Below are 14,582 nucleotides of genomic sequence, written 5' to 3' on the forward strand. Positions count from 1 at the left end.
CGTGAAACTCAACCGTAACCACCAAACAGGAGTCTGCAACGTGGCAAACGACTATCTCTTCACTTCGGAATCCGTCTCCGAAGGCCATCCCGACAAAGTCGCGGATCAAATCTCGGACGCGATTCTCGATGCGATCCTGGCGCAGGACAAATACTCGCGTGTCGCAGCAGAAACGCTGTGCAACACGGGCTTGGTCGTGCTGGCCGGTGAAATCACGACCACGGCGAACGTCGATTACATCCAGATCGCGCGCAATACCATCAAGCGCATCGGCTACGACAACACCGATTACGGCATCGACTACCGCGGCTGCGCCGTGCTCGTCGCGTACGACAAGCAATCGCCAGACATCGCCCAGGGCGTGGACCGCGCGCACGACAATAACCTCGATCAAGGCGCCGGCGACCAGGGCCTGATGTTCGGTTACGCGTGTGAAGAAACGCCGGAACTGATGCCGTTGCCGATCCACCTGTCGCACCGTCTGGTCGAACGTCAGGCGAATCTGCGCCGCGACGGCCGTCTGCCGTGGCTGCGTCCGGATGCGAAGTCGCAGGTCACCGTGCGTTATGTCGACGGCAAGCCGCATTCGATCGACACCGTCGTGCTGTCCACGCAGCACTCGCCGGACATCGATCTGGACACGCTGCGCGAAGCCGTGATCGAAGAAGTCATCAAGCCGACGCTGCCCGCCGAACTCATCAAGGGCGACATCAAGTTCCTGGTGAACCCGACCGGCCGTTTCGTGATTGGCGGTCCGCAAGGCGATTGCGGCCTGACGGGGCGCAAGATCATCGTCGATACGTACGGCGGTGCCGCGCCCCATGGCGGTGGTGCGTTCTCGGGCAAGGACCCGTCGAAGGTCGATCGCTCGGCGGCCTATGCAGGCCGTTATGTCGCGAAGAACATCGTGGCCGCCGGCCTCGCGTCGCGCTGCCTGATTCAGGTGTCGTACGCGATCGGCGTTGCGCAGCCGACTTCGGTGATGGTCAACACGTTCGGCACAGGCCGCGTGTCCGACGCGACGATCACGCGTCTGGTGCAGGAGCATTTCGACCTGCGTCCGAAGGGCATTATCCAGATGCTCGACCTGCTCCGCCCGATCTACGAGAAGAGCGCGGCCTATGGTCACTTCGGCCGCGAAGAGCCGGAATTCACGTGGGAAGCCACGGACAAGGCGCTCGCGCTGGCGGAAGCCGCCGGCACGGAACCGGTTGCCGCGCTCGCCTAATAAGCACGCGCTGCCCGCTTCAAACAAAAACCCCGCCGGCGTGAGCCGGGCGGGGTTTTTTATCGCCTATCGCGTAGTGCGTCGCTGCTTCGTCGCGCGATTACTTCGCGTCATGGGAAACCGCCACGCGCGTCTGTTCGAAAACCGCGCTAGCAGATTGCGGCGGGGTGCTGTCCAAGCGCCGTCTTAACGGCTCGCAAAGGCGAACACGAACCAGCCGCTGCTGCTGCTCGTCGACATGCGGCGCGGGCGGCGGCTCGTATTCTGCCGCACGACAACCGGTGCGCGTTGCGCGGCGGTGAGCCGCAGCGGTGTCGGTTTGCGCAGCAGCGTGCGCAGCGAGAAGCGGCGTGAACTGCCTTGCAGGCGCAGTGCTGAGAAGAATGTATGGAACCACGTGCGAATGCCGTCGACCGCTTTGGCATCGCGCCACTGTTCGCCCAACGCGCGGGTGCGCGTGGCGTGGTGACGCAGCGCGCGCACGACGTGGCGGCGCGCGGGGCGCGCCGCTTTGAGTGCGGCGCGGGTAAGACGGGTGCTCAGAAGAGTATGCATGGCTTCACAGGTAGGCAACGTGTCGCGCGACGGAAGGTGCGCCGATAGCAGCACCAAACATGCCAAAGGCGGTGTCTCGAGGGACGGCGCGAAAGCCCGGAATTCGTCGGAAAAAAGCACGGAGCTCGGCGGCGCGGGCCTGCGCGGCCTGCGCACGGCGCAAAAGTGCGGGAGCGGCGATCAACATGCGTGCAGGCTACACGTGATTCATGACGCCAGAAAGTCGGGTTTTTACCCTGCGAATACGGGTTATTACGAAGATGGAGTGCAACGCACGCCTGCGCGGCGGGCACGCCGCGGTCGATTATCGTGCGCGTTTGCCCCGTCGCTGTGCCGCACCGGCGTTCCTGCGCGTGAAAGTCGTGCGTCAGGCTGCGGCGCGTTGGCGCGAAACTGCGCGCAGCGCGATCGCGCCCGTTTTACAATCGAGCATCGGCTAGTCGACTGTAACGGATCACCATGTCATTCCATTCGAAGAAAGAGCAAATTCAGACGTTGCGGGAGCAGGGCTTCGTCGTGGTGCCCGGTTTGGTGTCGCCCGAGCGTTGCGCCGAATTGAAGCAGATCGCGCAGCAGCAGTTGCAGGAAGCGGCGGCGCCGATCGAATTCGAAGCGGATCTGCAGTACCCCGGCGCGCCGTCGTCGAAACACGCGCCGGGCGGCCATACGGTGCGGCGGCTGTTGGATGCGTATGGGCGCCATCCGGCGTTCGCGCGGTGGGCGACCGCGCCGGAAATTCGCGGCTGGATGGAGTTGTACTTCGGTGAAGAGCCGCGCCTGTCGCGCGCGCATCACAACTGCATGATGACCAAGCATCCCGCATACGGCAGCCTGACCGGCTGGCATCGCGATGTGCGCTATTGGTCGTTCGAGCGCGACGATCTGGTATCGGTGTGGCTCGCGGTCGGTTCGGAAACGGTCGATAACGGTGCGCTGTGGCTCGTGCCGAAGTCTCACAGCGAGCCGTTCACGTCCGACCGGTTTGACGAAGCCAAATTTTTCCGCTCCGACCTCGAAGAGAATCAGGCCTGGATTCGCGCGGCGGTGTCGCCCGAACTGAAGGCCGGGGACGTCGTTTTCTTCCACTGCAACACGCTGCATTCAGCGGGCAAAAACCTCAGCGATCAGGTGAAGTTTTCTCTGGTGTACACGTATCACGGCGCGAGCAATGTGCCGTTGCCGGGCACCCGTTCGGCTGCGAAGCCTGAAGTGGCGTTTTAGCTTTTTATCGTTGGCGGCGCTCGTGTGCGTTCATTTCATGCGATCGAACGCCAGGCGCCGCACCGTCCATCAGCGCTTACCGTTTGCGTCCGGACAGCGCGATTCCCGTGACTCCGGCGAGCGTGGCGATCACCCCGGCCACGATCAGCATGATCGCCTTGTTGCTCGGCGAGCCGGTGAACACGCGCGCGACGTCACTGCTCACCGAATTGAACGCCTGTCCGCCGAAATACAGCAACACGATCCCGCCGACGAGCAGCGCGAATGAAATAGCCTTCGTCATGCATTCCTCCCATAAGCTTCGACCGGCCAAAGTGTAGGGGACCCGCAAGCCATCGTCCATCCCGCATACTGGGCGTCTGCACGCATCGCGTCGATTGGCTACCATAGCGCTCTGGCTGCACTTCGCATAAACCTAATAAAGCAGCCCGCCTCTCGCAACGTGTGATCGCCTCACGCCCGCATTGACCGGGCGACTTCACCAACAAGGACACTAGCAATGGCTTACGAAGCAGCTTCCGAACGCTATTCGGACATGCAATACCGCGTCTGCGGCAAGTCGGGTCTCAAACTGCCGGCGCTGTCGCTCGGCTTGTGGCACAACTTCGGCGACACCACGCCGATCTCCACGCAGCGCGACATCCTGCGCACGGCGTTCGATCTCGGCATCACCCACTTCGACCTCGCGAACAACTACGGGCCGCCGTACGGCAGCGCGGAGACGAACTTCGGGCGTTTGTTCAAGGACGATTTCAAACCGTATCGCGACGAGCTGCTGATTTCGTCGAAGGCCGGTTGGGATATGTGGCCGGGTCCGTACGGCCAGGGTGGCGGCTCGCGCAAGTACGTGCTCGCGAGTCTCGATCAGAGCCTGCAACGCATGGGACTCGACTACGTCGACATCTTCTATTCGCATCGTTTCGATGCCGACACGCCGCTCGAGGAAACCGCCGGTGCATTGGCGAGCGCCGTGCAGCAAGGCAAGGCGCTGTACATCGGCATTTCGTCTTACTCGGCAACCAAGACGCTCGAAATGACGAAGCTGCTCGCCGAGTACAAGGTGCCGCTGCTGATCCATCAGCCCGCGTACAACATGCTCAACCGCTGGATCGAGCATGAGCTGCTGGATACGCTGGAGAAGGTCGGTGCGGGCACGATCGCCTTCACGCCGCTCGCGCAGGGTTTGCTCACCGGCAAATACCTGAATGGCGTGCCGGACGATGCGCGCGTCAACAAGCCGGGCGGCGGTTCGTTGAAGCAGGAGCATTTGAGCCCGCAAAACATCGAGCACGTGCGCAAGCTCAACGACATCGCGCAGCGTCGCGGACAGAGCCTCGCGCAAATGGCGCTGGCGTGGGCATTGCGCGATCCGCGCGTGACGTCGGTGCTGATCGGCGCGAGCCGCGCGGAGCAGGTGCGCGAGAACGTCGGTGCGTTGAAGAACCTCGCGTTCACGAAGGATGAACGGGCGGAGATCGACCGCTACGCGACCGAAGGCGGAGTCAATCTGTGGGAGAAGCCGTCGACGGATCAGGCAATCTGATCATCGCGACCCGCACCCGCAGAAAGCCGATAGGCAGAAGCGAAAAAGCCGCCCGTGAGGCGGCTTTTTTACTGTGCGCTACACCAACGCCGGCAGACCTTCAACCAGCGCGACTGCGCACATCACGCCGATCAGTGCACCCAGCACACGCAGCGCGTTGTGCCGCATTTCCGTTTTGCAGGGTAGCGCGCCGACAAATAGCGCGCCCGCGAGCGCCATCGGAATGACGAGGATGAAATCGCCGATCGTGAAGTAGGTCGTCATATTCGTCTCCAATGCAACATGGTTGCTATGTATTGGTCGCGAAGGGACGGCTCGATCTGCCGGAGTCATTCACCGCCCCCGCTCGATTTGAGTATAGAAGACCGTTAGATCGGCGTAGCAATGACGCGCGGCGCCGCGGCGACTTTTCGCAAGGCGCTGAATGCGCTGTGACAAGGCTCCCCACGATTGGCGCAGCGCAGCAAACAGATTGAAAAAAATGAAGTGTTTGCTTACGCGGGCCTTACTTTTTGGCGGGATTCAATGCGCAATGGGCGGCGGCGTGAACAGATTCGAGCTTTTAGGCGGCCGCCTTTTCGCGTCCGCGCAAACGCCTCGCCGCAACGAGCCCGATGACGAGCAACGCGCCGACGAGTCCCGCGACGCCATTCCATCCGTGACCGGCCCACACGTGGCCGCCGTATGAACCGACCACGCTCGAACCAATGTAATACGCGAGCAGGTAGAGCGCGGCGGCCTGGCCTTTCGCGTCCTTGGCGAGGCGTCCGACCCAACCGCTCGCCACCGAGTGCCCGGCGAAAAATCCGAACGTGACGCACGCGATGCCGGTGGCGATCATCGCCAGCGGATGCAGCATGGTGAGGGCGAGACCGAGCAGCATCAGCAGCAAACTGCCGGTGAGCACGCGCGCGCGGCCGAACGTATCGGCCATGCGTCCCGACCATGGCGACGCGATCACACCCGTCAGATACACGACGAAGATCGCGCCGATTTCTGTTTGATTCAATCGATACGGCGGCGCGAGCAGCCGGTAGCCGATGTAGTTGTACAGCGTGACGAAGCTGCCCATCAGCACGAAGCCGAGCAGGAACAGCAAGGGCAAACCCGGCCGCGTGAACTGCTTAAGCAGCGCGGTGCGGTGATGCGCGAAGCCGAGTCCGCGCCGCGGCACGAAATGACGCGACGGCGGCAGCAGCGCGCGAAACGCGAGCATCGACAGAAGGCCGAGCACGCCGATCGTGCCGATCGCCATGCGCCAGGAAAACAGATCCGCGACGACGCCCGTGATCACGCGTCCCGCCATGCCGCCGATCGCCGTGCCGCCCACATAAAGCCCCATTGCAAGACCGAGACCGTCGGGATGCACTTCCTCGGCGAGGTATGCCATCGCGACGGCGGGCACGCCGCCGAGCGCGAGACCGAGGAGCGTGCGCAGCACGAGCAACTGATGCCACTGCGGCGCGATCGACACGCCGATCGTCAGCAACGCGGACACGGTCAGCGACAGCGTCATCAGCTTGTGACGGCTCCAGCCTTCGGAGACGAAGCCGGCGACGAACACGGCGAGCGCGAGCGCGGCGGTGGTGAGCGAGAGCGATAAGCTGCTTTGCGCGGGCGTCACGTCGAACGCCGCGGAAAACGACGGCAGCAATGGCTGCACACAGTACAGCAGCGAAAAGGTCGCGTAACCGGCGAACAGCAGTGCGATGCTGGCACGCCAATAGGCGCGGCTGCCGCGTTCGAGGTAGGGAATGTCGGGCACGGCGGAAACGCTGGGAGAAGCAGACGAAGAAGGAACAGCCGAGGTAGCAGTCCGCTGGGATTCCGGCGGCGGGGTCACGAAAAAATCTCCTTGGGGAAAGCGAAACGCGCAAAAAGAGTTAAGGATACGCTGAAATAGAGATGCAGGCCGGCGCGATGCGCGGCTTCGCCGCCGTGAAGCGTCATGCTTGCATGAGTGCTCAGCAGGCGCAGCACGGCCGTTGACGCAGTAAAGCCCGCTCACTGAAACCGATAGCTACCCGGGCGCTACCCCTGCGCCGCTGCCTCGCTGGCCGGCGGCGACGGATGCACGATCTGCCCGTCGCTCGGCAGCGTCGACGCATCCCAGCCGCCGCCGAGCGCCTTGACCAGCGCGACGCTCGCGGCCATCCGGCGGCGCGCGATCGACACCGCATTGCGCTCGTTGGTGAGCGCCGTCGTTTGCGCGACGACCACGTCGAGATACGTGATCGCGCCGTTTTTATAGCGGTCCGACACGACCGCCAGCGCGCGCTGCGCGGCGGCCACCGCGTCGTCCTGCGCGGCGGCTTCCTGTTCGAGCACGCGCAGCGCGGCGAGATTGTCCTCGACCTGGCCGAATGCGGCGAGCACCGTTTGCCGGTATTGCGCGACGCTTTCGTCGTAGTGCGCGCGGGCCTGTTCCTTCGCGGATGCGCGTCCGCCGAAATCGAGCAATGTGCCCGCGAGAGCCGGCCCGAGCGACCACAAGCGGCTCGGCGCGAGCAGCCATTGACTGTAGTTGGTCGCTTCGAGCCCGCCCGTCACCGACAGAATCAGGTTCGGGAAGAATGCCGCCGTCGCCACGCCGATCTGCGCGTTCATCCCGGCGACCTGCCTTTCCGCGGCCGCGATGTCGGGCCGCCGTTCGAGCAGCGCGGACGGCACGCCCGCTTGCGCCACCACGGGCACGGCCGCGAGCGGCGCGAGCGGCAGCGAGAAAGTGGAGGGCGGCTGGCCGATCAGGATCGCGATCGCGTGTTCGAGCTGCGCGCGCTGCACGCCGAGGTCGAGTGCTTGTGCTTCGGTGGTTTTCAGTTGCGTCTGCGCCTGTGCGATGTCGGCATCGGTGGCGATGCCGCCGGCGTAGCGATGCTGCGTCAGATCCAGCGCTTCGCGATAGGCCTTGATCGTGTCATCGAGAAGCTGGCGCTCCTGATCGAGCCCGCGCAGTTCGAAGTAGTCTGTCGCGAGTTCGGCCTGCATCGACAGAAGCACGGCTTGCGTGTCGGCGGCGCTGGCCTGCGCCTGCGCTTTCGCGCCTTCGACGCTGCGCGACACGCGGCCCCACAGGTCAGGTTCCCACGACGCGTCGGCCTGCACGAGGTAGTCGTTCAGCGTGAGGCCGGCGGTCGATTTGTGCAGCACGTTTTCCGAGGATCGCGCGCGCGAGTAGGCGGCATTCGCGGTGACCAGCGGGAAGAAACTCGAACGATATTGCGCGACCGTGGCGCGTGCGGCGCGAAAGCGCGCTTCGGCCGCCTGCACGTTCTGGTTCGCGCCTGCGACCTGCTGTTCGAGCGCATCGAGCGATGGGTCCGCGTAGATGCTCCACCAGGCGCCGCGCGTCAGCGTGTCGGCGGGTTGCGCTGGCTTCCAGCCGGTGCCTTCGAGTTCCTTGAAGGTGGCTGCGGCGGGTGTGAGCGGCTTGACGTAGTCGGGGCCGACGGTGCAAGCGGTGAGGGTGATGACCAAGGTCAGTGCGCATGCTGACGCGCCCATGAAAACGGGCATGAGGACGCACCCGGGCGTCGCCGTCATGCTGCGGTGTGCTGCTCGCGCGGTCATGACGATGCACTCGCAGCCGCCGCCGAAGCGCCAGGCGCTCCGTCACCACCCGCCCCCGCACCCGAAGCACCCGCCGCCCCTTCTGCTTTGCGCGGCACGATCCGCACAGGCGCGCCGTCGACAATCGAGTCCTGCGGATTTAAAATCACCTGCTCGTCGCCGTGCAGCCCGGACGCAATCGCAACCCGCGTGCCGAAGTCAGTCCCGAGCGACACCGGCAGCAGCTTCACCTTGCGTTGCGCGTCCACGGTCGCGACCTTCACGCCATCCGGGCGGAACAGCAAAGCGTTGCCCGGCACCGTGAACGGCGTCGCGCCCGCGCCCAACGCGAAATGCACCTGCGCATAGGCACCCGGGAGCAAATCGCCATGGCGATTGTCGACATCGACTTCGACCAGCATGGTCCGTTGCTGCTGATCGACAGCGCCCGCAGTGCGCGCCACCGTGCCCGGATAACGCCGCGACGGCGTTTCGGTCAGCGTGAGAAACGCTGTCTGCTGGGCACGCACCTGTTGCGCATAAGCCTGCGGCACATTCACATACACGCGCAGCCGATCCGCCTGCGCAACATGAAACAGCTCCTTCGCGGGCCCACCCGCGCTGCCCGCGTCGATCAACGCGCCGACGTCGACGTTGCGCGCCGTCACCATGCCGTCGAACGGCGCATACACCTTCTGGAACGACTGCGTCTTCTCCAGACGCGCGACGTTGAAACGCGCCGCGTCGAGCGTGGCTTTCTTCGCGAGCATGTCGCCGACCTTCTCGTCGGTCTCCTGCTTCGACACCGATCTGCTCTTCAGCATCTCGCTCCAGCGATCGGCGGTGCTTTTCGCGAGCGCATAGTTCGCGTTGGCGTTCGCGAGATCGGCGCGGGCAGCGCGCAGTTGATCGTCCACTTCCGGCGTGTCGATTTCCGCGAGCAATTGACCGCTTTTCACGCGCGCGCCGATGTCGGCGTACCACTTTTTCAGATAGCCGTTGGTGCGTGCGTAAATCGGCGTGTCGAGAAAGGCCTGCACGTTGCCGGGCAAAACGAGATCGAGTCCGGCCGACGACTTCTGCGGGCGCACGACTTCGACGCTCATCTGCCTCGCATGCTCGGCGTCGCGTTCGAGCGCCGCGTGCGCACTGTGACGCGACCAGAGGCCTTGGGCTGCGAGCGCGATCATCACCACGGCCACCACGACGACGAGCCAGCGCGTGCGCTTCGCTTTCGCGGGATCCCGCGCGCTGCCGGAACCGTCTGGACGTTGTGCTTCCATCAAACTTCCCCTATGTATTTGCGCGGGCAGTCGACGCTGCCTCTTGTGTTGCATGCGGTGTCGCGCATCGTATCGCGTGGCATGTGTATCGCTTCTTGCCTCATGGCTTGCCCACCACATGCCCGGCCGCCCGCTGACGACGCGCCGCGAGCCGCCGGTAGATCATCGAGAACACCACCGGCACGAAGATCAGCGTCGCCAGCGTACCGACCGTCAGCCCGCCGATCACCGCGCGCCCGAGCGGCGCATTCTGCTCGCCGCCTTCGCCGACACCGGTCGCCATTGGCACCATGCCGATCACCATTGCGAGCGCCGTCATCAGCACCGGACGAAAACGCGTGAAGCCCGCTTCGATTGCCGCACGGGTCGCGTCGCCATGTTCGAGCAACTGTTCGCGCGCGAAACTGATCACCAGAATCGAATTGGCGGTGGCGATGCCGATACACATGATCGCCCCGGTCAGCGCGGGAATCGACAGGGTGGTGTGCGTGAGAAACAGCATCCACACGATGCCCGCGAGCGCACCCGGCAGCGCGGTGATGATGATGAACGGATCGAGCCACGACTGAAAGTTCACCACGATCAGCAGATACACCAGCACGATCGCGAACACGAGACCGGCGAACAGGCCCGAGAACGAATCGTTCATGGTCTGCACCTGGCCGCGGATTTCGATGGTCGAGGACTTGGGCAAGTCGGCGCGGGCTTCGTCGACGATCTTGCGGATGTCGTCGGAGACGCCGCCGAGATCGCGGCCGTCGGCCGTGCCGAAAATGTCGATCGTGGTCTGCGCGTTGTAGTGCGTGAGCACCGCGTTGGCGGCTTCGCGCGTCATGGTGGCAAGCGAGCCGAGAATGTTGGTGCGGCCGTTCGCGTTCAAAGGGATGTTCGCGAGTGATTGCAGTGAATCGATCGTGTATTGCGGTGCTTCGGTGATCACGTTGTAGCTCACGCCATTGCGCGGATTGAGCCAGAACGTCGGCGTGGTTTGCTGGCTGCCGGACAGGGTGATCAGCAGATTGCTCGCGATCTCGCGTTGCGAGAAACCGGCTTGCTGCGCGCGCGTGCGATCGACGTCGATGAAGATGCGCGGCAAGTCGGCGGGCTGTTGGATGCGCACATCGGCCAGACCCGGCACCGTGCGCAAACGGTGCAGCAAGTTCGCGGCGAACACGCGATTGCCGGCCACCTCGCGGCCGACGATCTGAATGTCGATTGGCGACGGCATGCCGAAGTTGAGCGTCTGACTGACGATATCGGCGGGCAGGAACGCCAACTGCACGCCGGGGAATTCGTCGGTGAGCGTGCGCCGCAACGTGCGCACGTAATCGGCGCTCGGATGATGATCGGGATTCAGCGTGATCAGCACGTCGGCATCCGAGGTGCCGATCGTGCCCGTGTTGCTGTATGAGAGGTTGATGCCCGACACCGGCAAGCCGATGTTGTCGATGATCGAATGCAGCTCGCCCGCCGGGATCAACTGACGAATCCGCATGTCGACGCGATCGGTCAGCACGGCGGTTTCCTCGACCCGCATGCCGGTTTTGGCACGCAGATGCAGTGCGATCGTGCCGGCGTCGACGGCCGGGAAAAAGTCACGCCCGAGGAACGGCATCAGCAGCATCGACGCGCCACAGCCAAGCAGAAACAGCGTTACGAACAGACCGGGCCGCGCGACGCGCGCTTCGAGAAACACGCGATAGCGCTGGCGCAGACGCGCAAAGCCGCGTTCGAAAGCGTAATGCACGCGCATGAACGGATTGCGCGTCTGCGCGGGCGCGTGATGCAGGTCGGCCGGTTTGTGGTGATGACGCAGCAGATATTTCGCGAGCGTCGGCACCAGCGTGCGCGAGAAGAAATAGGACGCCAGCATCGCGAACACCACGGCTTCGGCGAGCGGAATGAACAGATAGTGCGCGACGCCCGTGAGCAGAAACATCGGCACGAACACGATGCAGATCGACAGGGTCGACACCAGCGTCGGAATCGCGATCTGATGCGCGCCGTCGAGAATCGCCTGTTCGAGCGTCTTGCCCTGTTCCAGTTGATGGCTGATGTTTTCGATCGCCACCGTCGCATCGTCGACCAGAATCCCGACCGCGAGCGCGAGCCCGCCGAGCGTCATGATGTTGATGGTTTCGCCGAGGATCGACAGCGCGATGATCGACGTGATCATCGACAACGGAATCGACACGAAGATGATCAGCGTCGCACGCCAGCTGCCGAGGAACAGCAGAATCATCAGACCGGTCAGGCACGCAGCGACCAACGCTTCACGCAGCACGCCCTGGACCGACGCGCGCACGAACAACGATTGATCGGCGACGGGATCGATATTCAGCGACGCGGGCACGAGATTGCGCAGCGTCGGCATCATCGTCTTGATGCGGTCGACGATATCGAGCGTGGACGTGTTGCCGCTTTTGTTGATTGTCAGCAGCGACGCGCGCTGGCCGTTCACGCGCACGATGTTGGTCTGCGGTTGAAAACCGTCGCGCACATGCGCGACGTCGCGGATATAAACGGTGCCGTTGGCCGTCGAGCGGATCGGGATGTTGTTCAGACCGGCCAGCGAATCCGGGCTGCCGTTCATTTCCACCGAGTATTCGGTCGAGCCGATTTTCGCGGTGCCCGACGGCAGGATCAGATTCTGCGCGGTGACCGCGTTGACCACGTCGAGCGGCGAGAGATTGCGCTCCTGCAACTTGCGCGAATCGATATCGACCATGATCTGCCGCTGCTTGCCGCCATAGGGCAACGGCGCCGACGCGCCGGGTACGGTGGCGAGCTGCGTCTTCAGAAAGTTGTTGCCGAAGTCGTACAGCTCCTGCTCGGTGAGCGACGCGGACGACAGCGCGAGCCGCAGGATCGGCACCGTCGACGCGTTGTAGCGCAGGATGAACGGCGGCGTGATGCCAGGCGGCAGCGAGCGCAACTGCGCTTGCGACAGCGCGGTGACCTGCGCGAGCGCTTCGTTGATATTGGCGTGCGGCTGGAAAAAGATCTTGATGACCGCGATGCCGTTCAGCGAGGTCGATTCCGTGTGTTCGATATCGTTCACCGCCACCGACAATCCGCGCTCGTAGTTGAGCACGATGCGCTTTTCCATCTCGTCTGCGGGCAGGCCGTTATACGACCAGATCACCGAGAGCACGGGAATGTCGATGTTCGGGAAGATGTCGGTCGGCGTGCGCAGAATCGTGAGCGGCCCGACGATCAGCAGGAGCAGCGCCAGCACGACGAAGGTGTAGGGACGGCGCAGCGCGAGACGAACGATCCACATGGCTAGCGTGCCCGCTCGAAAGCGCGAACGGCGCTGCCGTGCGCGCACGCGACGCGGCGGCAACGCTGAATATGGCGCGCGCGGCGACGCAGACTGTGGCGCGATGAGGGCATGGTGCGCGGATTAAACGAATCGCCCTGACGGTGCACGTTTTTGATATCCCACCCCAGCAGGGTTTATGATGGTCTCGTTACGAGGCTTCACGCCCAGATCATCGGTCGCGCGCAGCGTAATTGGAATAGGGCGAAACGACGGGTGAACAGCCTTTAATTCGCGCTTTCCAACGGCACGTAAAACGGGAACAATGACTCGAACCTCTCACGCAAATCACGCGCAGCAGATTGGGTGCGTACGCAACGTTGGCGGCGAAGCGGCGCTTTTATCATCACCTTGACCGGCATGAAATCATAAAGTCGGCTACGGGAGAAACGGGGAAACATCATGCAAATCGGTTCCATTGTCCGATCGGTGCATATCGCCGTGCCGCAAGGCGCGCGCGGAATCGTCATGCGCATTCTTGGCGACATGGCCATGGTGGCGTGGTACGCCGGCGAGCCCGGTGCATCGCCGCATCTGAATACTGAACCCTTTTTTCTCGAAGACCTGATCGACACCGGCGAGCAGGTTCGCCCGTCGAGCGCACAGATGCACTGACGGCATGTTGCTGTCGAAGTGCAGGCGCGTTGTAGCTGAGTTGTAATCCGTATCGTGAGCCGTCGCTCTCGTCTTTGACGGCGGCCCGGCGCACAATGCGGGCATGAACGACGACAACCTCGACTCCCAAGACGGCGCGCAGAGCGCTGTGCCTTTCGCCCGGCTCCAGCCGGAAATCGTGCTCGACGCGCTCGACAGCGTGCTCAGCACGATCGGCGTGCGCACCGATGGCCGCATGCTGCCGCTCAACAGCTACGAAAATCGCGTGTACCAGGTGGGCGTCGAAGACGGCCCGCCCGTGGTCGCGAAGTTCTATCGTCCCGAGCGCTGGAGCGATGCCGCCATCCTCGAAGAACATGCGTTCGTCGCCGATCTCGCCGCTCGTGAGATTCCGGCGGTGCCTGCGCGTACGTTGGACGGCCGCACGCTGCATACCTTCGACGGTTTCCGCTTCTCGATCTTCGAGCGCCGCGGCGGCCGCGCGCCGGATCTCGACCGGCGCGACACGCTCGAATGGCTGGGTCGTTTCATCGGCCGCATTCATGCGGTCGGGCAGACGCAGGACTACGCCGAACGGCCCACGCTCGACATCCAGACATTCGGCTATGAGCCGCGCGACTTCCTGCTCGCGCAGCACTTCGTGCCCGACGACGTGCGCACCGCATGGGAGACCGTAGTGAACCTCGCGCTCGAAGGTGTCGAGCGCGCGTTCGAACGTGCCGGCGATATCCGGATGTTGCGCATGCACGGCGACTGTCATCCGAGCAATGTGTTGTGGACCGACGCGGGCCCGCATTTCGTCGACTTCGACGACAGCCGCATGGGTCCTGCGGTGCAGGATCTGTGGCTGCTGCTGCCGGGTGAGCGCGCGGAGGCCTCGCGTGCGCTCGCGGATCTGCTCGCCGGTTACGAAGACTTCTGCGAGTTCGAGCCGCGCGAACTGTATCTGGTCGAAGCGTTGCGCACGCTGCGGCTGATTCACTACCAGGCGTGGCTCGCGCGTCGCTGGGACGACCCGGCATTTCCGGCGGCGTTTCCGTGGTTCAACACGCAGCGCTATTGGGAAGACCGCATCCTCGAAATGCGCGAGCAGATCGGCGCGATGCAGGAAGGGCCGCTCTGGCCGGTTTAAAGGTTCGCGCCGCATGCGATTGCGCATGCCATTCGCGAACGGTCCGAACATGAGGCGGAGGCGGCTGACCGCTGGCCCGCACGTGGCCGCACGGTGCGAGACAGGGGTTTGATGTGCGCATCGCCGCAGCGATT

The 14,582-nt window shown here is 63.7% G+C and carries 13 protein-coding genes; 5 read left to right on the forward strand and 8 right to left on the reverse strand.

The annotated features are described in order from the left end of the window. The first annotated feature begins 40 nt into the window (after nucleotides 1-40). On the forward strand, nucleotides 41-1,228 hold the full coding sequence (gene metK / locus HV770_RS14235) for a methionine adenosyltransferase (RefSeq protein WP_175160497.1): 1,188 nt from the start codon (nucleotides 41-43) through the stop codon (nucleotides 1,226-1,228). A gap of 186 nt (nucleotides 1,229-1,414) precedes the next feature. Here the strand turns inward: metK and HV770_RS14240 are convergent, their stop codons facing one another. Next, nucleotides 1,415-1,783, reverse strand: a complete 369-nt coding sequence (locus HV770_RS14240) for a hypothetical protein (protein WP_175160498.1) — start codon at nucleotides 1,781-1,783, stop codon at nucleotides 1,415-1,417. Between the two features lie 459 nt (nucleotides 1,784-2,242). Between HV770_RS14240 and HV770_RS14245 the strand changes: the two genes are divergently transcribed. Then, nucleotides 2,243-3,004, forward strand: a complete 762-nt coding sequence (locus HV770_RS14245; protein WP_175160499.1) for a phytanoyl-CoA dioxygenase family protein — start codon at nucleotides 2,243-2,245, stop codon at nucleotides 3,002-3,004. A 76-nt stretch (nucleotides 3,005-3,080) separates the two neighbouring features. Here the strand turns inward: HV770_RS14245 and HV770_RS14250 are convergent, their stop codons facing one another. Next, nucleotides 3,081-3,287 (reverse strand): DUF3185 family protein, encoded by a 207-nt coding sequence (locus HV770_RS14250; RefSeq protein WP_121316285.1) that lies wholly within the window; start codon nucleotides 3,285-3,287, stop codon nucleotides 3,081-3,083. Nucleotides 3,288-3,503: 216 nt separating this feature from the next. Here HV770_RS14250 and mgrA point away from each other — a divergent pair, with 216 nt between their 5' ends. After that, nucleotides 3,504-4,547 carry an L-glyceraldehyde 3-phosphate reductase gene (gene mgrA / locus HV770_RS14255; protein ID WP_175160500.1) on the forward strand — a complete coding sequence of 348 codons (1,044 nt, stop codon included), beginning with the start codon at nucleotides 3,504-3,506 and terminating at the stop codon, nucleotides 4,545-4,547. A 78-nt stretch (nucleotides 4,548-4,625) separates the two neighbouring features. Here mgrA and HV770_RS14260 read toward each other — a convergent pair whose 3' ends face one another. The 6 genes from HV770_RS14260 to HV770_RS14280 all read right to left on the reverse strand — a co-directional run bounded on the left by HV770_RS14260 (nucleotide 4,626) and on the right by HV770_RS14280 (nucleotide 12,662). After that, nucleotides 4,626-4,811 (reverse strand): hypothetical protein, encoded by a 186-nt coding sequence (locus tag HV770_RS14260; protein WP_042327321.1) that lies wholly within the window; start codon nucleotides 4,809-4,811, stop codon nucleotides 4,626-4,628. A gap of 298 nt (nucleotides 4,812-5,109) precedes the next feature. Continuing rightward, nucleotides 5,110-6,390: an MFS transporter gene (locus HV770_RS14265; RefSeq protein WP_425497415.1), complete on the reverse strand. Its 1,281-nt coding sequence runs from the start codon at nucleotides 6,388-6,390 to the stop codon at nucleotides 5,110-5,112. After that, nucleotides 6,387-6,527, reverse strand: a complete 141-nt coding sequence (locus HV770_RS38185) for a hypothetical protein (protein WP_217468601.1) — start codon at nucleotides 6,525-6,527, stop codon at nucleotides 6,387-6,389. The genes HV770_RS14265 and HV770_RS38185 overlap by 4 nt, the downstream gene beginning before the upstream one ends. 51 nt (nucleotides 6,528-6,578) lie before the next feature. Beyond that, on the reverse strand, nucleotides 6,579-8,063 hold the full coding sequence (locus tag HV770_RS14270; protein ID WP_175160502.1) for an efflux transporter outer membrane subunit: 1,485 nt from the start codon (nucleotides 8,061-8,063) through the stop codon (nucleotides 6,579-6,581). A gap of 50 nt (nucleotides 8,064-8,113) precedes the next feature. Further along, nucleotides 8,114-9,379, reverse strand: a complete 1,266-nt coding sequence (locus HV770_RS14275) for an efflux RND transporter periplasmic adaptor subunit (protein ID WP_175160503.1) — start codon at nucleotides 9,377-9,379, stop codon at nucleotides 8,114-8,116. A gap of 100 nt (nucleotides 9,380-9,479) precedes the next feature. After that, nucleotides 9,480-12,662 (reverse strand): efflux RND transporter permease subunit, encoded by a 3,183-nt coding sequence (locus tag HV770_RS14280; RefSeq protein ID WP_175160506.1) that lies wholly within the window; start codon nucleotides 12,660-12,662, stop codon nucleotides 9,480-9,482. 441 nt (nucleotides 12,663-13,103) lie between these two features. Between HV770_RS14280 and HV770_RS14285 the strand changes: the two genes are divergently transcribed. Further along, nucleotides 13,104-13,316, forward strand: coding sequence for a hypothetical protein (locus tag HV770_RS14285; protein WP_042327325.1), 213 nt, complete (start codon nucleotides 13,104-13,106; stop codon nucleotides 13,314-13,316). Between the two features lie 103 nt (nucleotides 13,317-13,419). Continuing rightward, nucleotides 13,420-14,448, forward strand: a complete 1,029-nt coding sequence (locus HV770_RS14290) for a serine/threonine protein kinase (protein ID WP_175160508.1) — start codon at nucleotides 13,420-13,422, stop codon at nucleotides 14,446-14,448. The last annotated feature ends 134 nt before the right edge of the window (nucleotides 14,449-14,582 follow it).

It is taken from the genome of Paraburkholderia fynbosensis, assembly GCF_902859935.1.
Taxonomy (GTDB): domain Bacteria; phylum Pseudomonadota; class Gammaproteobacteria; order Burkholderiales; family Burkholderiaceae; genus Paraburkholderia; species Paraburkholderia fynbosensis.